The organism is Hafnia alvei, from assembly GCF_900095695.1.
In the GTDB taxonomy this organism is placed as follows: Bacteria; Pseudomonadota; Gammaproteobacteria; order Enterobacterales; family Enterobacteriaceae; genus Hafnia; species Hafnia alvei_B.
This window is the reverse complement of the sequence record NZ_FMIQ01000022.1, coordinates 26,155-46,756: the sequence shown is the minus strand read 5'-3', so window position 1 is coordinate 46,756 and position 20,602 is coordinate 26,155. Positions and strand designations below refer to the sequence as shown.

Genomic DNA, 20,602 nt, shown 5'->3' with positions numbered 1-20,602 from the left:
TAAAAACAGCTAAAAAATTAACGCACCTGCTTTTGATAGCGGGCGGGCGTGACGCCGTAAAAGCGGCTAAAGGCGCGGGTAAGGTGGGCTTGATCGGTAAGACCAACGGCGGCGGCGACTTGGGCGGGCGGTAAGCCTCGGGTCAGCAGATTTTTAGCCTCATACAGTCGATAAGCCATCAGCATTTGTTGTGGGGTAACGTGATATTGCGCCTTAAACTGGCGCAAAAAATGGTAGGGGCTGAGATCGACCAACTGCGCCAATTCGGGCAAAGTCATGCGCCGATCTAAATGGGCACGGAGATACTCTTTTACCAGCGTAAAGCGCTGCGGAGCATCAAGTTTCAGCGTCTGTGGCGCTCTTGCCCAATGGCGCGTTAATGTCAGCAGTTCGCTCAGCAAGCTGGATTGTGCGAGGGGCTCATCGTTTTGCCACAGGGCGTTTATTAGCGAAGTGGTTGCTCGGGCAAACTGAGGATGATGATTCACCGCGTCGTTAAACCACCAGTCAGATTCACCGCTCACCTCGGCCAAAATTTCGGGCGTGAGATAAATCATGCGATAGCGCCAGCCACCTTCAGTACCCGATTGACCGGTATGCAGCTCGTCTGGGTTCATCAATACCAAAGAGTCCGCGGGTGCAACGTGGTTTGCGCCACGATAGCGAAAACGCTCGGCACCATACTCAATCGCGCCAATGCCATAGGCTTCATGCGTATGCGGCTCAAATTCATGATGTTCAATATGCGCTCGATACACCTCAACGCCGGGCATGTGGGCGAAGTGCTTAAACTGAGCGCGATCTCGATCATCGATAAATTGGTTTGGAACGCCGTGCATAAGAAGTCTCGGGTCTACAGACGATGGTAATGAGCGGGGGATGAGTAGTAACTATAGCGGAATTAGAGGCGCTGAAAATAAAAAAGCAGACCCAAAGGTCTGCTTTCGCGTTTATCAAAAGGAAAAACTAGTGACCAGAAGTTTGTGATTGGCGGCAAGCTTCAAACAGGAACCACACGCGGCGTTCGGTTTGATCTACCCAGTTTTCAATCAGGCTGGTGGTTGAAACATCATTATGTTCGCTACACACCACATGCGCTGCGCGCAGTTCTGCGGCCAGCAGCTTGTTGTCTTCACACAGCTCGGCCAGCATATCCAGCGGCTCAACGTATTCGGCGTTGTTATCTTTAATGCGCTGCATTTTAGAGATCTGGCCGATAGAGTGCAGGGTCATACCACCGACTTTACGTACACGTTCAGCAATATCATCGGTCATTGCGAATAGCTCTGCGCCTTGTTCGTCCAACAGCAAATGATAGTCACGGAAGTGTGGCCCGCTCATGTGCCAGTGGAAGTTTTTAGTTTTTAGATAAAGCGCATAGATATCAGCAAGGATGGCGTTCATTGCACCGCTAATGTCTTTGGTGGCCTCAGCGCCCAAATCACTTGGGGTGGCTAGGGGAGTGAACTGACGTTTTTTTGCGTCACCGACTTTGCTTTTTTCCAGTTTTGGTGTGCTCATCTTTATCATCTCCTAAAGGTCTTGATAGATTCACAAATTGCCGTCTAGTAACTGTTTAGTACCGAGTCAGTATAGATCATCCTCACAAAATTAGAGTTTTATATGTATGACAATTACGTCTTATCATGTACGTGAATGTGTACGCTTTTGGCAGCCATGCCGATTAGCGTACGCCCCCTAAGGTGGTACGCAGCAGCCTAACGTGTGGATAAAAAACAAGAATATTGTTTACGCGCATCGCGCGAATTATTTCTTCTGGGTCATGAAGGTGCGTATCGAGCAATAAACCCACCACGCTGCCGCTGTGTGCGACGTTCAAACCGAATAAATCGTGCTGCTCAACAATTTCTACAATGTCATTAAACGCCGGTTTGGGCAGCAAAGCCTGGCTGGCTTGGGCGCTTAACGTGGTGGCTGCGCCAATTTTATGGCGGTTATTTTCCCTTATGCCTTCAGTGAGCAACTGATGCGCCTGTTTCAACTGCGGCGCATATTCTTGCAACAGCGTTTGGCGCGGGCGGCGATGGTAGTCTTCGGTACGCAAGCAATCAGGGCTTTCCAACAGCAACATATCCCACTCAGGACATCGATCGTGCAGCGGGGTTTGCGTCAGTGCCTGTTGATGATCGAACAGCGTCGGCGCTTGAAAAATCGTGCTGTCGGTCGGTTCAATGCCAACGCACAGCGACGCTAATTCTTTTTCAGTTAGCTGCATACCAAAGTGACGAGCGGTCGCTATTGCACAGGCGGCGATGTCTGCCGTGCTGCTGGCCATCCCTTTTGCCACGGGAATAGAGGATTCAAACTCAATGCGTAACCCAGCTTCAAGCGAAGAGGGCAGCGACAAATGCTGTAATACCGCGCGCAATACCAAGCGCATTCGCGCGCGCTCGGTGGGCAGCGGTGTTCCCTCGCTTACCGCCACCGTGCTAAACCAATTGACCGGGCAAGAAACCAGCTTTTCGCCGCCTTCTATCCAGCCTTGAATTAACTCACCGCACGACGCGGGGCAGCGAGCTTCAGCCATGATGCAGAATCTGGGTTAGAGCGCTAATAAGGCGATCGTTGTCCTGCGGGCTTTTAATTGCCACGCGATAATAATCGGCGTTTAACCCCGGATAGTTGGCGCAGTGTCGGATCAAAATATGGTGTTTCAATAGCGCCTGCTGCAGTGCAAGCTGACTGTCGATACAGCGTATAAAGATGTAGTTAGCGACGGGACGCCATACTTTCAGCCGTGGCAATGCTTCTAACGCAGAAAATACGCGAGGTTGTTCCTGTGCCAGCCAGCGATGGGTGGCTTCAATATAATGGGTATCCTGCAAGATAATTTCGCCCGCCAGCGCGGCAAACGCATTGATTGTCCAAGGCTCCCGTTGCTGTTTCATTTGCGTCACTAACGCCGCATTTGCGCTAACCAAATAGCCCAAACGTAGCCCCGGAATAGCGAAAAACTTGGTCAATGAACGCAGCACATACAGCTGAGGATATTGTGCTAATAAAGGAATAAAGCCGGTTTCTGCAGGAACGAAATCGAGAAAGGCTTCATCAAGGATCAACGCAATATTCAGCGCACGGCAGCGGTCTGCGATGGCTAAAAGCAGGTTTTTATCCGGCAGTAATCCGGTGGGGTTATTGGGCGTGCATAAAAATAGGCAATCGAGATCGGGTGTCAGCGCGTCGAGAATACGCACGTCAGGCTGAAATCCGTCTTCTTCATGCAAAGCATAATCAACAATGTCGCAGTTGATCCGCGTTAGCGCACGGCGATACTCAGCAAAACCGGGCGTTAATAGCAGCGCTTTGGCGGGTTTCAGCTGGTTAATTAACGCAAAGATCAGCTCGGTTTCACCATTGCCTGCCATCACCCATGATTCCGCGCAGGCATGGTGCTGAGCCAGCGCCGCGTGCAGTTTTCGATATTCCACGTCAGGATATTTTTCAGCCACCGACATTTGTTCGATGATGGCGTGCTTAAGTGACTCAGGCATGCCAAGCGGATTAATGTTGGCGCTGAAATCGATGATGTCATGCGGAGAAACGCCCAGAGTAAGCGCGGTTTCTAGCACGTTACCGCCGTGCTGACTGCTGATGGCCATAGGTATCCTCGCTGGTCCCTAAAAAGTTGAGATATGTTAACTCATTCACACTCCATTCTAGGCTTTTGTTGATCTCACAATGGGTATATCTGTGATGAATGCTTTAACTTATGTACCCAGATCATATATAGAAAAGTATAAATACAGGTTTTTGACGTGCTGTAAGGACGTCAGGAAGGAGGTGCGTATTGTGAGAATACAATTCCTCCGCAGCCCCCGCTGCTGTGATGCCGACGAGCCCACAAGACGCCACTGATGAATATCGGGAAGGTGTGGGTAAGGATGACGCTAAGCCAGAAGACCAGCCTGTAAAATCCCAACATTGGGATATCAACATCTATTTCAGCTCCTTCGGTGGGAAGTGAGTTGTCATTCTTTCCCTGCATGCTGCGCTTTTGCCGCCGTGCATCGAGCTGCTATGACAACGCAAAGCCCGCCCGCAAGGACGGGCTTTTTTGTTTGGCAGGCGGGTGAATGAAGGCATTTCTTATTGGTGGAACCGGTAGCGGATGCGGTAAAACAACGCTAACACTTGGGCTGCTCCGAGCTTTAACGCGGCGCGGTTTACGAGTGCAACCCTACAAAGTTGGCCCTGACTATATCGATACCGGCTGGCACAGCGCCGTTTCTGGCGTTGCGTCGCGCAATCTCGATGCCTTCATGCTGCCTCAGCCCACCCTAAATTGGCTCTATAACCAACATGCTCAAGCCGCCGATGTGGCCGTGATTGAAGGGGTGATGGGGCTATACGACGGCTATGGCACCGACCCCAACTATTGCAGCAGCGCCGGCATGGCCAAGCAGATTGGCTGCCCGGTTATTTTAGTGATTGATGGTAAAGCCGTTTCAACCTCGGCGGCAGCTACCGTGATGGGATTTTGTCATTTTGATCCGGCGGTGCGTATCGCGGGCGTCATTGTGAATCGCGTCAATAGCGAAACCCATTACCAACTGCTGAAAAACGCGATTGAAACCTACACCAAAATTCCTGTGCTAGGGCGAATGCCTACTCTACCCAGCGTAAGTTTGCCTGAACGCCATCTCGGTTTGATTACCGCTCATGAACAACAGGGCATGGATGCGATATGGGATACCTTGGCGGATAGCCTCGAACAGCATATCGACCTCGACCGTTTACTGGCGTTGAGCGATGTACAACCCGCGCCGCATGCCTGTGCACCTGCGTTACCTGCGCCTGATTCTGGCCGAGGCCTAACTCTTGCGCTCGCCGACGACGAAGCTTTTCACTTTTACTATCCCGATAATTTACAGCTGCTTGAACAGCTCGGTATCAACATCGTGCGCTTTAGCCCATTGCGCGATGCGGCGCTGCCTGCGTGCCAGATGGTCTATATCGGCGGTGGTTACCCTGAGTTATATGGAGAAACGCTGGCGAAAAACAGCAGCATGCGTCAGTCGCTGCGTGATGCGCATCAGCGCGGCGTAGCAATTTACGCCGAGTGCGGCGGGCTGATGTATTTGGGTTCGACGTTAAAAGATCAGTCTGGAAACACGCACGCGATGACCGGTATTTTCCCTGGAGAAAGCCGCATGGAAGGACGTTTAAAGCGCTTTGGTTACTGCCAAGCCACCGCGATGCAGGACAGTTTACTGGCGGCACAAGGGGAAACCCTCCGCGGCCATGAGTTCCACTATTCTGATTTCCATACTGATTTCCCACCTATTTTCCAGTTTGAAAAACAACGCGACGGCGTGACGCAGCAGCGTTGGCAAGGGGGATACCAAATGGGAAATACCCTCGCGAGCTATCTCCACCTTCATTTTTACCAGCACCCAGAAATGCTGAGCCACTGGTTAAAAAGGGGGCAGGCGCTGTGATCAGTTTTTCTGCTTGTTTGGTGGCCTATCTCCTAGATCTGCGCTTGGGCGATCCACCAACGTGGCCCCATCCGGTGCGTTGGATCGGTAATTTTATCAATTGGGTTCAGAAAGGTATCCGCACGCTTTGCCGTACCGAAGGTGCGTTGTATGTCGGCGGTGCATTTTTATGGCTGATTGTGGTTGGTGTGTGCTGGGGGGCGACCTACGCGCTGCTTGAGCTTTTGTCGCAGCTAAACCCGTGGCTCAACTGGCTAGCGCAGGTGTGGATTATTTATACGCTGCTAGCGGGACGTTGCCTGAGTGATGCGGCGATGGGGGTATACGTCGCACTACAAAATGGATCGCTTGAAGAGTGCCGACGCCAGCTTTCATACATTGTTGGGCGCGACACGTCTGAGCTCGATCGCCCGCAGATTACCCGAGCGGTAGTTGAAACGGTGGCGGAAAACAGCGTGGATGGCGTGATTGCGCCGCTTTTCTTCCTTTTCATCGGCGGTGTACCGCTGATGGTGGCCTACAAAGCGGTGAATACCCTTGATTCCATGGTCGGCTATCGGACGGAAAAATACCGCGCTATCGGCTGTGTTTCTGCGCGAATGGACGATCTTGCCAATCTGATCCCTGCTCGTTTGAGCTGGCTGCTGCTCAGCGTTGCCGCTCGCCTGCTGAGTCTTAACAGCAAACAGGCACTCAAAATCGGCTGGCGCGATCGCTATCTGCATAAAAGCCCCAACTGCGCGTGGTCTGAGGCCACCGTGGCTGGCGCGCTCGGTATTCGCCTCGGTGGGCCGAATAAATACTTCGGCGAATGGGTAGAGAAACCGTGGATCGGCGACCAAGAGCGCGAGATTGGCATTCAAGATATTCGCCTCAGTATTCGCCTCATGATGACGGCTTCCGCGCTGGCATTGGTACTTTTTGCACTCGCCAGATGGGCAGTGGTGTTTTGACCTGACCAACTTGACCCCACCCCAACCCCCCTTTTGGCTGGGAAGGGGTATTGCACTTAAAGATAGAGGTACGAAAGTCACGCTGGATCAACCAAACAGGATGAACAATGAACTACAACAAGAATCCCCAGAATATTGAGCAGCACAGCTTTGAGATCATTTCTCAGATCATCGCCGACGAGCGCCCTGATTACCGTTTTGTCGATGAGCTGCAAGAAAAAATTATTAAACGCGCAATTCACACCAGCGCTGATTTCGAATGGCTGGATATCCTGCATTTTTCGCCCGATGTTTTATCCCGTATTACTCAGGCTCTGCGTCGCGGCTGCACAATTTATACCGACACCACCATGGCGCTTTCCGGCATCAATAAAACCCAGCTCGAGCAGTTAGGGTGCCAATGGCAGTGCTACATCTCGGATCCGCGTGCGGTCGCCATTGCCAAGGAACAGGGGATTACCCGCTCAATGGCGGCAGTGGATCTTGCCGCGCAGGATCAAGGGGAAAAGCTGTTTGTGTTCGGCAATGCACCGACTGCGTTATTTCGCTTATTAGAACTGCATCAACAAGGCGTGATGACACCCGCCGCGGTCATCGGGGTACCGGTCGGTTTTGTTGGCGCAGCGGAATCCAAACAGGCGCTGGCAGAAAGCGATTTACCGGGTATTGCAGCCTTAGGGCGTAAGGGCGGCAGCAATATTGCCGCAGCCATCGTTAACGCCATTTTGTACCACATGCGAGATGCGCAATGAGCGACACCGGGCTGGATACGCTCTGGCATAACGGCAAAAGCTATCGCAAGGGTTACACCACCGGCTCTTGTGCCACCGCAGCGGCGAAAGTTGCTGCGCTGATGGTGCTGCGCCAGCAGGTGATTAATCAGATTTCTATCGTGACACCTTCGGGCGTTACGCTGCGGTTGAACGTTGAACAGCCTTTGATTTGTGGTCAACAGGCCAGCGCTGCGATTCGTAAAGACGGCGGTGACGACGTGGACGCCACGCATGGAATGCTGATTTTTGCTCAGGTGACGCTTAACGACGGCGGCAGTATCTGCATCGTTGGCGGTGAAGGTGTCGGCACCGTAACGCGCAAAGGCATTGGTTTGCCGGTGGGAAGTTCAGCCATCAATCGCACGCCGTTGCACACTATTGAAGAAGCGGTGCGTGAGGTTATTGGGCCGGAACGCGGTGCCGAGATTGTTATTTTTGCTCCAGAAGGCGAAGAGCGGGCGCAAAAAACCTACAACGGACGGCTGGGCATTTTAGGTGGGATCTCGATTATCGGCACCACCGGTATTGTGACCCCCATGTCTGAAGAGAGCTGGAAACGTTCGCTGGCCTTAGAGCTCGAGATGAAGCGCGCTCAGGGGATGACCAGCGTGATCCTCGTGCCAGGCAATCACGGCGAGCGCTTTGTACAAGAACAGATGCAGTTAAACGGCGACCGTGTGGTCACCATGAGTAATTTTGTTGGCTATATGCTGCAAGAAGCTCAGCGCCTCGGTTTCCAACGTGTGGTGCTGGTGGGCCACTTAGGCAAGCTGATTAAGGTCGCTGCCGGCATTTTTCATACCCATAGCCATATTGCCGATGGCCGCATGGAAACGCTGGTTACGCGGCTTGCACTGATGGGCGCTCCACGTGAATTACTGCAAGCGGTGTTTGAATGTAGCACCACGGAAGCGGCGATGGAGCTAATAGAGCAACAAGGCTGGCAGGCCGTCTATAACGATATCGCTCAGGCAATCTGTGGGCGCATCAACCAAATGTTGCGCTTTGCGGTACAGCCGCTGCAATGCGACGCGGTGCTGTTTTCATTCGACAATATTGTGCTCGGCAGTAATCGCCCAGTTAACGACATTGTTGCCGATTTACGTACCGAAATTTCCCAAGAAATTCTCTGCGAAAAGGAGTCTTCATGATTCACGTGGTTGGCATGGGGCCGGGGCATCAGGATTACATCACGCCGCTGGCAAAAAGATTAATTTCACAAGCTGACGTTCTGGTTGGCTGGTCACGCCATTTAAGTGCTTACCACGAATTTCATGGTGAAAAGCTGGCCATCGGCAGCGATCTGACTCAGATGGCGTTGTGGCTACAGGACAACGCTGACCGCAATATCGTGGTTCTGGCATCGGGTGAGCCGATGCTGTACGGCATTGGAAAACGTTTGATACAGGATCTTGCGCCGGAAAAGCTCAATATCGTGTCGGGTATTAGCTCCATACAGTACCTGTTTTCGCGCATCGCGGTGGATATGAACGATATCTACATCACCAGCTGTCACGGCAAACAGCCTGATTTTGATTTTATTCTGCAGCACGAAAAAGTGGCGATGGTGACCGACCACCACATGGGGCCGTATCAAATTGCCCAGCAAATCCTACGTCGTGGGGCAAAGCGGACGATGGTGATTGGCGAGAATCTCTCCTATCCCGATGAATGCATCCATATTTTGCGCCCAGAGCAGGTACAGCAGGCGTACGCAATGAACGTGGTGGCGATCCTCAATGAAAGATGATCTGTTTCTACGCGGCCATAAAGTGCCGATGACCAAAGAAGAAGTGCGTCTTGCGGCATTGGAGCGACTCAATCTGCGTACTGCCAAGCGCTTGATCGACGTTGGCGCAGGAACGGGAAGCGTCTCTTTGGAAGCCGCCCTCAGATATCCCGATCTCTCTATTACCGCCATTGAGCGCAACCCTGCGGCTCTGGCACTGATTGAAGAAAACTGCCGTCATTTTGGCTGCTCGAATATTGATATTGTGGCGGCAGATGCGCCGCTGGCGTTAGACGTACGCGCCGATGCGGTGTTTATCGGCGGCAGCGGTGGCAATCTCCCCGACATCATTGATTGGGCGCTGGCATTACTCAACGACGGCGGCAGCTTGGCGATGAATTTTATTCTGCTGGAAAACTATCAGCAGGCGTTCAGTCAACTGCAAAACCGTGCGGTGGTTGAACTAGAAAGCAGCCTGATTCAGATCTCTCGCCTCACCGCGCTGGGCAGCGGTCACTATTTCAAACCCAATAATCCTACCTATCTGATTTCCTGTCGTAAGGAGCAAACGCATGGCTGAGTCTATCGATCGCGCACAGGTCTATTTCATCGGTGCAGGGCCGGGCGATCCCGAGCTTATTACGCTAAAAGGCCATCGAATTCTATCGCAGGCGGATGTAGTGATTTTTGCCGGATCGCTGATTAATCACGATCTGCTGAATTACTGCAAACCAGGGGCAGAATGCCACGATAGCGCAGGGCTCAACCTCCAGCAGATTATCGACCTGATGGAGCAAGGCATTCGTGCAGGAAAACTGGTCGTGCGGCTACAAACCGGCGATCTGTCGTTGTACGGATCTATCCGTGAGCAAGGAGAAGAGCTGGGCAAGTTGGGCATTGGTTTTAGTTCGGTGCCGGGTGTGAGTTCGTTCTTGGGAGCCGCTTCACAGCTGGGCGTGGAATATACGGTGCCCGAGGTTTCCCAAAGTTTGGTGATCACCCGCATGTCTGGGCGCACGCCAACGCCTGAGCGTGAGTCATTAGAATCCTTTGCCGCGCACCAAACGTCGATGGCGATTTTCCTTTCGGTACAAGATATTGACGACGTTGTGAAGCGCCTGCTGAGCGGCGGCTATCCAGCCACCACGCCGGTGGCGGTGGTCTATAAAGCGACTTGGCCAGATCACCAAACGGTGCGCGGCACCTTGGACACCATCGCACCTTTAGTACGCAACGCCGGTATTCGAAAAACGGCGCTGATTTTAGTGGGCGCTTTCCTTGGTGATGAATACCACTATTCCAAGCTGTATGACGCGGGTTTCAGCCATGAATACCGCCAGGCCTGAGCCGATAAAGGTGGGATCGCTGGCGCTATTTTGCCTGACGCCGGGCGGCGTTCGCTTGGCACAGCGCCTGCGTCCTTTGCTGCCGCAGCTATCTACCGCCAGCGCATGCTTTACCAGTGAAAAGTTGCTACAGGTGGGTTTCACACCGTTTAGCGGATCCTTTGCCGAAACGATGGCGCAGGCGTTTAAACGCTTTGATGCGCTGGTGGTGATCGGCGCAACGGGGATCGTGGTGCGGGTGATCGCGCCGCTGTTACAGGACAAATTAACCGATCCTGCGGTAGTGGTGCTTGATGAACGCGGCGAGCATGCGATCAGTTTACTTTCAGGACATATGGGTGGCGCGAATCGGCTCACTCAGCAGATCGCCGAGTTGATTAACGCCGATCCAGTGATCACGACCTCGACCGACGTAAACGGCGTTGCTGCGCTGGATCTATTGGCGCAGAAGCTCGATGCGGAGATCGCGGATTTTCGGCGTGCGGTGAAAAGCGTGAACCAAATGCTAGTGAGCGGCGATCGCGTTGGGCTATGGCTTGATCCGCGCGCTAACGTGCAGCTCACCGAGCACGATCGACGCGGATTTATTCCCGTTGCCGATCTTCATTCATTGCCCGATCTTTCTGCGCTGGTATGCATTAGCTATCACTCGGATCTGCCACCAAGCGCGATCCCGGTTTACCAACTGGTGCCTAAGCGCGTGGTATTGGGCGTGGGTTGCCGTAGAGATACGCCGTTTGCCACGTTGCATCCGCTGCTATTGCAGAAATTTGCCGAGCTGCATATCGATCCACTCGCGCTGCGCGCCATTGGTAGCATTACGCTGAAACAGGATGAAGCGGCGTTACAGCAGCTGGCACATTGCTATCGCGTTCCTTTTCACGTGTTTACGCCTGAAGCGCTACGCGTGCATGAACATCGCTTCCCGTGTTCGGATTTCGTGCGTCAAATCGTGGGCGTGGGCTGTGTGTCTCAGCCTGCTGCTTGTCTGCTACTCGAAGAGTACGGCGGCGGGAAAATCATTGGGGAGACGCTGCGCGAGCAGGGCGTCACCCTTACTTTGGCTCTAACCCTTCAGGAAACTCTCTGATGTTATATGTAATCGGCATTGGCCCGGGCAGTCAGTCCATGATGACGCTGGAAGCCATCGAGGCTATTCGTGACGCAGATATTATCGTGGGCTACAAAACATACACCCACTTGGTAAAAGCCCTGACCACCGATAAAGAGGTGATCAAAACGGGCATGTGTAAAGAGACTGAGCGCTGTCAGGAAGCGTTGAATCTTGCCGTACAAGGCAAAAAAGTCGCGTTGATCAGCAGCGGCGATGCGGGCATTTATGGCATGGCGGGGTTGATCCTAGAGCTGGTGACGAAGCAGAAGCTAGACGTTGAGGTCAAGCTGATCGCAGGCGTTACCGCCAGTACCGCTGCGGCATCGTTGCTGGGTGCGCCGCTGATGCACGATTTCTGTCATATCAGCCTGAGCGATCTGCTGACCCCGTGGCCGGTGATTGAACAACGCGTGATTGCCGCTGCGCAGGCTGATTTCGTTATCTGTTTCTACAATCCGCGCAGTCGTGGCCGCGCTGACCATCTTGCTCGCACCTTCGACCTGATGCGTCCTTACACCGCCGCCAGCACGCCGGTGGGCGTGGTCAAAGCTGCGGGTCGCAAAAAGCAGGAGAAGTGGCTAACCACCTTCGGTGAGATGGATTTTGAAAATGTCGATATGACCAGCCTAGTGATTGTCGGCAATAAAACCACCTACTGTCAGGACGGCTTGATGATTACGCCGCGCGGCTATGTTTTATAACCCTATTTCCGATAGCAATGTGCACGATGCCAATGCGTCTAAAACGGCAGGCAACCCCATGCTGCACGTTTTTGGCGGTACGTCAGATGCGCGTCATATTTGTCAGCGCCTTGATGAGATGGGGCTGAATTACAGCCTCTCGGTCGCAACCGAGGCGGGACGCGAACTGGCAGGGGATATCAACGGTGAAATTATCGTTGGCCGCATGGATGCCGCGCAGATGAGCGAATGGCTGCGAGCGCGCCGGATTACGCAGGTCATTGATGCCTCACATCCTTACGCGGGCGTGTTAAGCGCCAATATCGCATACGCCTGTGCCACTCAGAACATTGCGCTGTTGCGTTATTTACGCCCTAGCGAAATTGATGCTTTAGAACATCCTTTGCTGCACAAAGTAGCGAGCGTGGAAGAGGCCTGCGTGGTTGCACATCGTTTGGGCGAGCGGGTTCTATTGACCACGGGTAGCAAACAACTGGCTGAGTTTGTGCGTTTGCTGGCGGGAAAAACCCTTTTCGCCCGCGTATTGCCGACGCCGGATGTCCTATTGCAGTGTCAGGATTTAGGGCTGGGCGTAGATAACGTGCTGGCGTTGAAAGGGCCGTTTAGCGCCGAAATGAATCAGGCAACGTATCAACATTGTCAGGCAGAGGTCGTGATCACCAAAGAGTCTGGCGCAGAAGGGGGATATCAGCAAAAAGTCGTTCCTTGTTTGGCGCTGAATATTCCCTGCATTGTGATTTGTCGCCCTCCCGAGCCTATGGCTGAAGGACAGATTCGAGTGAGTTCTCTGGCTGAACTTGAGCCGTATTTAGCCAACTGGTTACAGAATAAAAAGAGCCAATACCTATGAAAAAAGCCATTTTAATTATCAGTTTTGGTACCAGCTATCACGAGACGCGAGCGAAAACCATTGAGGCCTGCGAGCGTCGTTTAGCGGAATCCTGTCCCGATCGCGATGCGTTTCGCGCCTTCACATCCGAGATGATTATTCGCAAGTTGGCGAAGCGAGATGGAATGCAAATCGATAACCCAAATCAGGCGCTGCAGCGTTTGGCCGAGCAGGGCTATCAGGATGTTGTCATTCAGTCATTGCACATCATCAACGGCGATGAATACGAAAAAGTCGTGACTCAGGTACGCGCTCACGCAGGGATGTTTAAACGGCTGCGTATCGGCGTGCCGTTACTGAGCAGCCATGATGATTTCGAACAGTTGATCGCCGCCATGAAGTCACAGATGCCCGCTTTAGCCGAAGATGAACGCGTGGTGTTTATGGGCCATGGCGCAACGCATCACGCCTTTGCGGCTTACGCCTGCCTCGATCACATGCTGATGAGCCACCAGATCCCCGCGATGGTGGGGGCCGTTGAGAGCTATCCCGAAATTCATCATGTGGTGACGCGTTTGCAGCAGCAAAACGTACGCCGTGTGCATTTGATGCCGCTGATGCTGGTGGCGGGCGATCACGCCATCAACGATATGGCCTCTGACGATGAGGATTCGTGGAAAACCCAGCTGGCTCTGGCCGGGATTGAAGCCACGCCGTGGCTGCAAGGGCTGGGCGAAAATCCACTTATCCAACACATGTTTGTTGAGCACCTGCACGATGTTTTACACCCAGCAGAGGAGGCGGCCTGATGAGCCACGTGAAAAAGGGAAAAGTGTGGGCGATTGCCACCGGTCCCGGCAGCAGCGACTTGATTACCGTTCGCGCAGCGCGGCAGCTCGGTGAGCTGGACGTGCTGTATGCCCCTGCGGGTCGTAAGGGGGGCGATAGTCTTGCGTTGTCTATCGTACGCGAATTTTTATCGCCAACGCTCGACATCAAAGAGCGTCATTTCCCGATGAGCGCCGATCAAGGGGAAAAAAGCGCCGCATGGGACGCAGTGGCGCAGGAGATGCAAACCGACGCAGAGCACGGGCTTCAGGTCGGTTTTATTACGCTGGGTGACGCCATGCTGTTCAGCACGTGGGTATTTTTGCTGGAACGCCTGCGCGGACACGTGGATATCGAAATCATTCCCGGCGTGACCTCGTTTGCCTGCATTGCCGCCCGCGCCCAGTTCCCTTTGGCGATGGAGCAGCAATCCATGGCGGTGGTGGCCTGTACCGCACCAGAAGAAGAACTTGAGCAGGCGCTGCTTAACCATGAATGCGTGGTGATGATGAAAGTGTATGGCCGAGTTATTCAAATACGCGAAATGCTGCGTCGTTTGGGATTGCTCGACCATGCAATTTTAATGGCCGAAGCCTCACTGCCAAATGAGCAATGTTTCCATCATCTCGACGAGATCCACCAAGATACCAAACTGCCGTACTTTTCGACGATTTTGGTGAATCGGGCTAGCTGATTTTTAATTTACCCCACCTCAGCCCTCCCCTTCGCAGGGGAGGGGGCCGTTCGGTGATCTGCTCCTCTCCCTGCGAAGGGGGAGGCTGGGAGGGGGTTATAAACGTAAATAAGGGGCATAAATGAAAAACCTCCAACAACTCCCGCTTTACGGCATGGCGCTGGCGGTTCTGCTGACGCTCGCGCCGCAAGAAGCATTTGCTATGCACATCATGGAAGGCTTTTTACCGCCTTTCTGGGCCTTGGCGTGGTGGCTGATGTTCTTGCCTTGTTTAGTGATTGGGGCAACCCGCCTTAAAGCCATCGTACGCGATGACAGCGATAAAAAAGTTCTGCTGGCGCTATGTGCGGCCTTCATCTTTGTGCTGTCGGCGCTAAAAATTCCTTCGGTGACAGGCAGCTGTTCGCATCCAACCGGCGTGGGTTTAGCCGTGATTTTGTTTGGCCCGTGGGTGGTTTCGGTATTGGGCGCTATCGTTTTGTTGTTCCAAGCGTTGTTCTTGGCGCATGGCGGTTTGACGACGCTGGGCGCTAATGGGATGTCGATGGCGGTTATCGGGCCAATGGCGGGTTACGTGGTATGGAAATTAGCGACTCGAGCAGGCATGCGACGCGATATTGCGGTTTTCCTGTGCGCGGCGTTAGCCGATTTGGTGACCTATTTCGTGACGTCGGTGCAGTTGGGATTGGCTTTCCCCGATCCTCAACTGGGCGTTATGGCATCGGTGACCAAGTTTATGGCCATTTTCTGCCTGACGCAGGTGCCTATCGCGATTGCTGAAGGGCTGTTAACCGTGCTGATTTATGACCAACTATGCAAGCGCCAACTGATTGGCGTAAGGAGCATTTAAAATGAAAAAAACGCTGATTTTGATTTTTCTGGTGATCGCTTTGGCCGTATTGCCGTTCTTCATTAATCACGGCGGCGAGTATGGCGGTTCAGACGATCAGGCCGAAGGCGTGATTGCCCAAATGGCGCCTAGCTATAAACCGTGGTTTGAACCGTTGTATGAACCCGCAAGCGGTGAAATAGAAAGCCTGTTGTTCACGCTGCAAGGCTCCTTCGGTGCCGCGGTGATCTTCTATATCTTGGGCTATTACCGAGGGCGTCGCGTCGTTCATGCTGGAGATTGATAAGCTCTCTTATAGCAGCCGCTGGAGCCAGAAAAAACCAGAGTACAAGTTTGCGCTGTATTTGGTTTTGCTGTTGACCGCATTGTTGGGCTCTCCGTGGATCCAACTGAGCGTGTTGCTGCTTTGCGCTGGGCTCACTTGCTATCTATTACGCGTAGGCGTACGGCGCTATCTCCGCTGGCTGGCGGTGCCGTTGGCTTTTTTGTTCACCGGACTGTTGGGCGTGGTGCTGTCGTTCTCATGGCAGGCGGATACGCTGCTGTATAGCGTTCACATCGGCCATCTGGCCTTAGGCGTTGAACAGAATGGATTAACCACGGGGATGAATACGCTGTGCCGCAGTTTGGCGGCGTTATCGGCGACCTACCTCTTCGTTCTAACTACGCCTTTCAGTCAGTGGGTGCGGCTGCTCAAGCGCAGCCGTCTTCCGTTGGTATTGGTTGAACAGGTGCTGCTGACCTACCGCTTTATCTTCATTTTTATTGAGGAAGCCGCCGCTATTCATCGCGCTCAGTCACTGCGTTTTGGTTATGTCTCTTTGCGCAGTGGCTACCGTTCGTTGTCGATGTTGGTCGGCATGTTGCTGTCGCGCGTGATGGAGCGGCATAAGCAGATGAGCATTGCGTTAGAAGTTAAATTGTACAACGGAGATTTTCATCTGTGAGCACTTCGGGACTCGTCACTCAGCACCTCAGTTTTCAGTATCAGGACGGAGAGACCGTGCTGCACGATCTCTCGCTGGATTTTAATCGCGGTCAGGTCACCGGTTTGTTAGGCGCGAACGGCTGCGGGAAATCCACGTTATTCATGAACCTGCTGGGAATATTGCAGCCACAGCAGGGCTGCGTGATGTGGCAGGGTGAAAAACTACGCTATGACAAACGTAGCCTACGCGCGCTGCGTCAACAGGTGGCGATGGTTTTCCAAGAGCCAGACCAGCAAATTTTTTATACCGATATCGACAGCGATATTGCGTTTAGCCTGCGTAATCTGGGCGTTGATGAAGAGACCATTCGCCATCGCACCGAACAGGCACTCACGCTGGTGGATGCGCTCGGTTTTCGCCATAAACCGGTGCAGTATTTAAGCCACGGGCAGAAAAAACGGGTGGCGATTGCAGGCGCTTTGGTGATGAATGCGGATTATCTGCTGTTGGATGAACCGACCGCCGGACTTGATCCTTCAGGCCGTCAGCAGATGATTCATATTATTCAGAAGATTGTGGCTCAGGGTAAGCGCGTGGTGATCTCCAGCCACGATATTGATTTAATTTATGAAGTTTGTGATTACCTGTATGTTCTCGCGCAGGGAAAATTGGTGAGTGAAGGCCGCGAGAGCGAGGTTTTCCTACAGCGCGATATGCTGCAGCGTGCGGGGTTGGTCCAGCCGTGGCTGGTGAAAATGCATCAGCAGCTGGGATTGCCGTTGTTTAAAACCGAGCATGAGCTGTTTGCTTTCAAGCCGGAATTCATGCCAGAACAGGTTAAATAGGAAGATATCATGGGTTTATCCATCATGGTGCAAGGCACCGCATCGGACGTAGGTAAAAGTGTTCTGGTCGCTGGGCTGTGTCGTATTTTCCGTCAAGACGGATACCGCGTGGCACCGTTTAAATCTCAAAATATGGCGTTGAATTCAGGGATTACCGCTGATGGCGGTGAGATGGGGCGCGCGCAGATTTTTCAGGCTGAAGCGGCGGGAATCGAACCCGATGTACGCATGAATCCGGTTTTGCTCAAGCCAACCAGCGACTGCCGTGCACAGGTGGTTCTGATGGGGAAGGTGGCCGATCAGATGGACGCCGTGACCTATCATGAATTCAAACCGCAACTGCTGGAACAGATTGCACAGGTCTATCACAGCCTAGCGGATGAAGTGGATATCATGGTGCTGGAAGGCGCAGGTAGCCCGGCGGAAATCAACCTACGCGATCGCGATATTGTGAATATGGGGATGGCCGAGAAAGTGGATGTTCCCGTCATTCTGGTGGCAGATATCGACCGTGGCGGGGTGTTTGCCTCCATCTATGGCACCTTGGCCTTGCTGGAACCTGATGAACGGGCGCGGGTAAAAGGCGTCATTATCAATAAATTTCGCGGCGATGTGAGCTTATTAACTTCGGGTTTGCGTCAGATAGAAGAGCTGACTCACGTGCCTGTGATCGGTGTGATGCCGTGGATCGATGTGCAGTTGGAAGATGAAGACGGCGTTGCGCTGCAAAAAGGCAAATATCGTCAGCAAAATGAGAATGTATTGGATATCGCGGTGATCCAAACGCCGTATATATCTAACTTCACCGATTTTAATGCGCTCAATGCACAGTCAGATGTGCGGCTGCGCTATGTCACGCATCGTGATGAACTGGGCGCACCCGATTTGTTGATTTTACCCGGTAGTAAAAACACCTTGAGCGATCTCAGCTATTTACACGAAAGCGGCCTGACACATCAAATCTTGCTCGCGCATCAGCAAGGCACGCCGGTGCTGGGCATCTGTGGTGGTTTTCAGATATTAGGACGGCATATTGTTGATGGCGTGGAATCCGGCGTTGATCAGATGGCAGGGCTTGGGCTGTTGGATTGTGAAACTAAATTTTCGCACCAAAAAATGACTACCCGTGTCATTGGAAAGGTTCAGCCTGTGTTAAGCGGTATTTTTGCTGCCTGCCAAGACCATGCGTTAGCGGGCTATGAAATCCATATGGGGCACACCGAGCTCGGTGAGCAGGCGTCACCATTGACGTTATTGCAGCAACGTAACGGCGAAGAAATCAATCAATGTGAGGGTGCGATTAGCCCCGATGGTTCAGTAGCTGGTACTTACATTCACGGCATTTTTGATTCAGACGACTTCACGCGTAGTTTGTTGAACGCGCTGCGAGAACGCAAAGGTTTAGCGCCGCTCGTGGGAGAAGCGTTCCAGTATCAGGCTTTTAGGGATCAGCAGTTTGATCTGCTGGCTGCGGCAATGCGCCAGAATATTGATATCGACGCTGTGTATCGCCTTATGCGTGAACACGTTGTTGCTGAACAGGTGGGCCAATGATGATTTTGATTACCGGCGGGGCGCGCAGTGGGAAAAGCACGCTGGCGGAAAAACTGGCCGCTCAACGCGGCAAAAGGGTGCTATATATCGCGACTTCGGTGATAACCGATGACGAGATGGCTCAGCGGGTTGAGATCCATAGGCAAACGCGTCCGGTACAGTGGATAACACACGAAGGCTATCGCGATCTTGACGCCGTTGTGAGCGAGAAAGGCGAAGGCTGTAACGCCATTATGCTTGAGTGCATCACGACGATGATCACCAATTTGCTGTTTGAACAGGCGGGCAACGTGGCCGCTGAAGAGATGGATTTCACCGCACTTGAGCAAGGCATACACCAGCAAATCGATGCGCTGATATTGGCATGTAGCCAAAGTGATATTCCCGTTTATATCGTTACCAACGAACTTGGGATGGGCATTGTGCCAGATAACCTGCTTGCGCGACGTTTTAGGGATATTGCTGGGCGCGTCAATCAACGGCTGGCTGCCCAGGCGCAGCAGGTTTACCTCGTCATTTCAGGGATTGAAGTAAAAATAAAGGGCTGACAACTCCGGTCGTTTACATTTCAACAGAGACAACCATGCAAACATTAGAACAAATCATTGCTCAGATTAAACCATTGAACCAAGACGCGATGCGTAAAGCCCAGATAAAACTCGATGGTCTGTTAAAGCCAACAGGCAGCTTGGGGCGTCTGGAACAGCTAGCCGTGCAGCTAGCCGGTATTTTCGGTGAAGATGCGGTGAATGTAGAGCAGAAGAAAATTATTGTGATGGCGGCAGATCATGGCGTTTTTGAAGAGGGCGTGGCGGTTTCTCCACGTGCGGTAACGGCGATTCAAGCCCAGAATATGGTGCATGGCGTGACGGGCGTTTGCGTATTGGCAAAACATGCCGGTGCTGAGGTGGTGATTGTTGATGCGGGCATTGACTGCGATCCGATTTCTGGCGCGGTTGATATGCGTATGGGGCGAGGGTGCGGAAACATTGCCCAAACTGCCGCGATGAACCGTGAGCAGGCAGAAACTCTATTAGTTAAATCGGCAATGCTGGCGATGCAACAGGCAGAGAGTGGCGTGCGCTTGCTCGGTGTCGGCGAATTGGGAATAGCGAATACCACCCCTGCCGCTGCGATTGTTAGCGTGATGACGAATAACGACCCGGAACGCGTCGTCGGCATTGGAGCCAATTTCCCGACCGACCAACTTCAGCACAAAGTTAGCGTAGTGCGCCGCGCTATTGCCTGCAATCAGCCAAACGCAGACGATGGAATTGATGTGTTAGCTAAAGTTGGAGGCTTCGATTTGGTGGGTATGACAGGGCTGATGTTAGGTGCTGCGGCAGCGGGGCTTCCGGTGGTACTCGATGGCTTCCTCTCCTACGCTTCGGCGCTGGTTGCTTGCCAGATTGCACCGCAGGTTCACGATTATCTGATCCCTTCTCACTTTTCTGCAGAAAAAGGCGCTCGTATTGCGTTAGAGCAGCTGAAACTTGAACCTTATCTTCAGCTAGAAATGCGTTTGGGCGAAGGCAGCGGCGCCGCTGTTGCCATGCATATCGTAGACGCCGCATGTGCGGCCTATAACGAGATTGGCAGCTTGGCGGATAGCAATATAGTTCTTCCTGCTTAACGCTCCTTTCAGCATTCACTTTCCCCTGTATCCCTCTGGTACAGGGGCTCTGCCGCACTTTCCCTTCGTAAATTTCTTACCGCTCCATCATCATTTCACAACATTGTTTTTGTTATAACATCTCAAATCCTGAGAGATATATTTCAATAAAATAATAATCATGCTACTAGCGCGAATAGGCCTAATTGGCAGGAAAATCAATGTATTTTTCGGGAAGTGAAAAAACTATTTGCAGAATTAGGAACGTTTATTAAAAACAATAAAATTTATTATTTGGTATTAATCCTATTGCCACATATGTATTTCATCTCTCATTGTTGCATTTATGTTTAATTATTGTTTTTGATTTGATCAAAAACGGTGGT

Annotated in this window: 23 protein-coding genes and 1 riboswitch; of the genes, 19 read left to right on the top strand and 4 right to left on the bottom strand. The window is 52.5% G+C overall.

Annotated elements, in window-relative coordinates; translation table 11 throughout:
• Positions 1–17: 17 nt before the first annotated feature.
• The 4 genes from BN1044_RS06500 to cobD form a co-directional block, all read right to left on the bottom strand.
• Positions 18–839 carry an AraC family transcriptional regulator gene (locus BN1044_RS06500; RefSeq protein WP_072308016.1) on the bottom strand — a complete coding sequence of 274 codons (822 nt, stop codon included), beginning with the start codon at positions 837–839 and terminating at the stop codon, positions 18–20.
• A gap of 127 nt (positions 840–966) precedes the next feature.
• Positions 967–1,521 carry a Dps family protein gene (locus BN1044_RS06495; RefSeq protein WP_072308015.1) on the bottom strand — a complete coding sequence of 185 codons (555 nt, stop codon included), beginning with the start codon at positions 1,519–1,521 and terminating at the stop codon, positions 967–969.
• A gap of 163 nt (positions 1,522–1,684) precedes the next feature.
• The gene (locus tag BN1044_RS06490; RefSeq protein ID WP_072308014.1) at positions 1,685–2,548 is read right to left on the bottom strand and encodes a GHMP family kinase ATP-binding protein; all 864 of its coding nucleotides are present in this window, start codon (positions 2,546–2,548) and stop codon (positions 1,685–1,687) included.
• A complete protein-coding gene (gene cobD / locus BN1044_RS06485) occupies positions 2,541–3,620 on the bottom strand; it encodes a threonine-phosphate decarboxylase CobD (protein WP_072308013.1) in 1,080 nt (359 codons plus the stop codon). The genes BN1044_RS06490 and cobD overlap by 8 nt, the downstream gene beginning before the upstream one ends.
• A 128-nt stretch (positions 3,621–3,748) precedes the next feature.
• Positions 3,749–3,944, top strand: a riboswitch (cobalamin riboswitch).
• 150 nt (positions 3,945–4,094) lie between these two features.
• Here cobD and BN1044_RS06480 point away from each other — a divergent pair.
• The 19 genes from BN1044_RS06480 to cobT all read left to right on the top strand — a co-directional run bounded on the left by BN1044_RS06480 (position 4,095) and on the right by cobT (position 20,237).
• Positions 4,095–5,459 (top strand): cobyrinic acid a,c-diamide synthase CobB, encoded by a 1,365-nt coding sequence (locus BN1044_RS06480; RefSeq protein ID WP_072308012.1) that lies wholly within the window; start codon positions 4,095–4,097, stop codon positions 5,457–5,459.
• Positions 5,459–6,412 (top strand): adenosylcobinamide-phosphate synthase CbiB, encoded by a 954-nt coding sequence (gene cbiB, locus BN1044_RS06475; protein ID WP_072308031.1) that lies wholly within the window; start codon positions 5,459–5,461, stop codon positions 6,410–6,412. The genes BN1044_RS06480 and cbiB overlap by 1 nt, the downstream gene beginning before the upstream one ends.
• A 107-nt stretch (positions 6,413–6,519) precedes the next feature.
• Entirely contained in the window at positions 6,520–7,164 is a 645-nt protein-coding gene (locus tag BN1044_RS06470) for a cobalt-precorrin-8 methylmutase (RefSeq protein WP_072308011.1), read from the top strand.
• Positions 7,161–8,336, top strand: coding sequence for a cobalt-precorrin-5B (C(1))-methyltransferase CbiD (cbiD, locus tag BN1044_RS06465; RefSeq protein WP_072308010.1), 1,176 nt, complete (start codon positions 7,161–7,163; stop codon positions 8,334–8,336). The genes BN1044_RS06470 and cbiD overlap by 4 nt, the downstream gene beginning before the upstream one ends.
• Positions 8,333–8,935 carry a cobalt-precorrin-7 (C(5))-methyltransferase gene (locus BN1044_RS06460; protein WP_072308009.1) on the top strand — a complete coding sequence of 201 codons (603 nt, stop codon included), beginning with the start codon at positions 8,333–8,335 and terminating at the stop codon, positions 8,933–8,935. Before cbiD ends, BN1044_RS06460 begins: the two co-directional genes overlap by 4 nt.
• Positions 8,925–9,494 carry a decarboxylating cobalt-precorrin-6B (C(15))-methyltransferase gene (locus BN1044_RS06455; protein WP_072308008.1) on the top strand — a complete coding sequence of 190 codons (570 nt, stop codon included), beginning with the start codon at positions 8,925–8,927 and terminating at the stop codon, positions 9,492–9,494. The genes BN1044_RS06460 and BN1044_RS06455 overlap by 11 nt, the downstream gene beginning before the upstream one ends.
• Positions 9,487–10,260, top strand: coding sequence for a cobalt-precorrin-4 methyltransferase (locus tag BN1044_RS06450; RefSeq protein ID WP_072308007.1), 774 nt, complete (start codon positions 9,487–9,489; stop codon positions 10,258–10,260). The genes BN1044_RS06455 and BN1044_RS06450 overlap by 8 nt, the downstream gene beginning before the upstream one ends.
• The gene (locus BN1044_RS06445; RefSeq protein WP_072308006.1) at positions 10,241–11,350 is read left to right on the top strand and encodes a cobalt-precorrin 5A hydrolase; all 1,110 of its coding nucleotides are present in this window, start codon (positions 10,241–10,243) and stop codon (positions 11,348–11,350) included. Before BN1044_RS06450 ends, BN1044_RS06445 begins: the two co-directional genes overlap by 20 nt.
• Positions 11,350–12,075, top strand: a complete 726-nt coding sequence (locus BN1044_RS06440; protein WP_072308005.1) for a precorrin-3B C(17)-methyltransferase — start codon at positions 11,350–11,352, stop codon at positions 12,073–12,075. The genes BN1044_RS06445 and BN1044_RS06440 overlap by 1 nt, the downstream gene beginning before the upstream one ends.
• A gap of 58 nt (positions 12,076–12,133) precedes the next feature.
• Complete coding sequence (locus BN1044_RS06435) at positions 12,134–12,925, top strand: cobalt-precorrin-6A reductase (protein WP_139130906.1); 792 nt, start codon at positions 12,134–12,136, stop codon at positions 12,923–12,925.
• Complete coding sequence (cbiK, locus tag BN1044_RS06430; protein WP_072308003.1) at positions 12,922–13,713, top strand: sirohydrochlorin cobaltochelatase; 792 nt, start codon at positions 12,922–12,924, stop codon at positions 13,711–13,713. Before BN1044_RS06435 ends, cbiK begins: the two co-directional genes overlap by 4 nt.
• Positions 13,713–14,426, top strand: a complete 714-nt coding sequence (locus BN1044_RS06425) for a cobalt-factor II C(20)-methyltransferase (RefSeq protein WP_072308002.1) — start codon at positions 13,713–13,715, stop codon at positions 14,424–14,426. Before cbiK ends, BN1044_RS06425 begins: the two co-directional genes overlap by 1 nt.
• Positions 14,427–14,547: 121 nt before the next feature.
• The gene (locus tag BN1044_RS06420) at positions 14,548–15,276 is read left to right on the top strand and encodes an energy-coupling factor ABC transporter permease (RefSeq protein ID WP_072308001.1); all 729 of its coding nucleotides are present in this window, start codon (positions 14,548–14,550) and stop codon (positions 15,274–15,276) included.
• A 1-nt stretch (position 15,277) separates the two neighbouring features.
• On the top strand, positions 15,278–15,559 hold the full coding sequence (locus BN1044_RS06415) for an energy-coupling factor ABC transporter substrate-binding protein (RefSeq protein ID WP_072308000.1): 282 nt from the start codon (positions 15,278–15,280) through the stop codon (positions 15,557–15,559).
• A complete protein-coding gene (locus BN1044_RS06410; RefSeq protein ID WP_072307999.1) occupies positions 15,546–16,223 on the top strand; it encodes an energy-coupling factor ABC transporter transmembrane protein in 678 nt (225 codons plus the stop codon). Before BN1044_RS06415 ends, BN1044_RS06410 begins: the two co-directional genes overlap by 14 nt.
• Positions 16,220–17,050 carry an ATP-binding cassette domain-containing protein gene (locus BN1044_RS06405; RefSeq protein ID WP_072307998.1) on the top strand — a complete coding sequence of 277 codons (831 nt, stop codon included), beginning with the start codon at positions 16,220–16,222 and terminating at the stop codon, positions 17,048–17,050. The genes BN1044_RS06410 and BN1044_RS06405 overlap by 4 nt, the downstream gene beginning before the upstream one ends.
• 9 nt (positions 17,051–17,059) lie before the next feature.
• Positions 17,060–18,604 carry a cobyric acid synthase gene (locus BN1044_RS06400; protein WP_072307997.1) on the top strand — a complete coding sequence of 515 codons (1,545 nt, stop codon included), beginning with the start codon at positions 17,060–17,062 and terminating at the stop codon, positions 18,602–18,604.
• Entirely contained in the window at positions 18,604–19,152 is a 549-nt protein-coding gene (gene cobU / locus BN1044_RS06395) for a bifunctional adenosylcobinamide kinase/adenosylcobinamide-phosphate guanylyltransferase (protein ID WP_072308030.1), read from the top strand. Before BN1044_RS06400 ends, cobU begins: the two co-directional genes overlap by 1 nt.
• 35 nt (positions 19,153–19,187) lie before the next feature.
• A complete protein-coding gene (cobT, locus tag BN1044_RS06390; protein ID WP_072307996.1) occupies positions 19,188–20,237 on the top strand; it encodes a nicotinate-nucleotide--dimethylbenzimidazole phosphoribosyltransferase in 1,050 nt (349 codons plus the stop codon).
• The last annotated feature ends 365 nt before the right edge of the window (positions 20,238–20,602 follow it).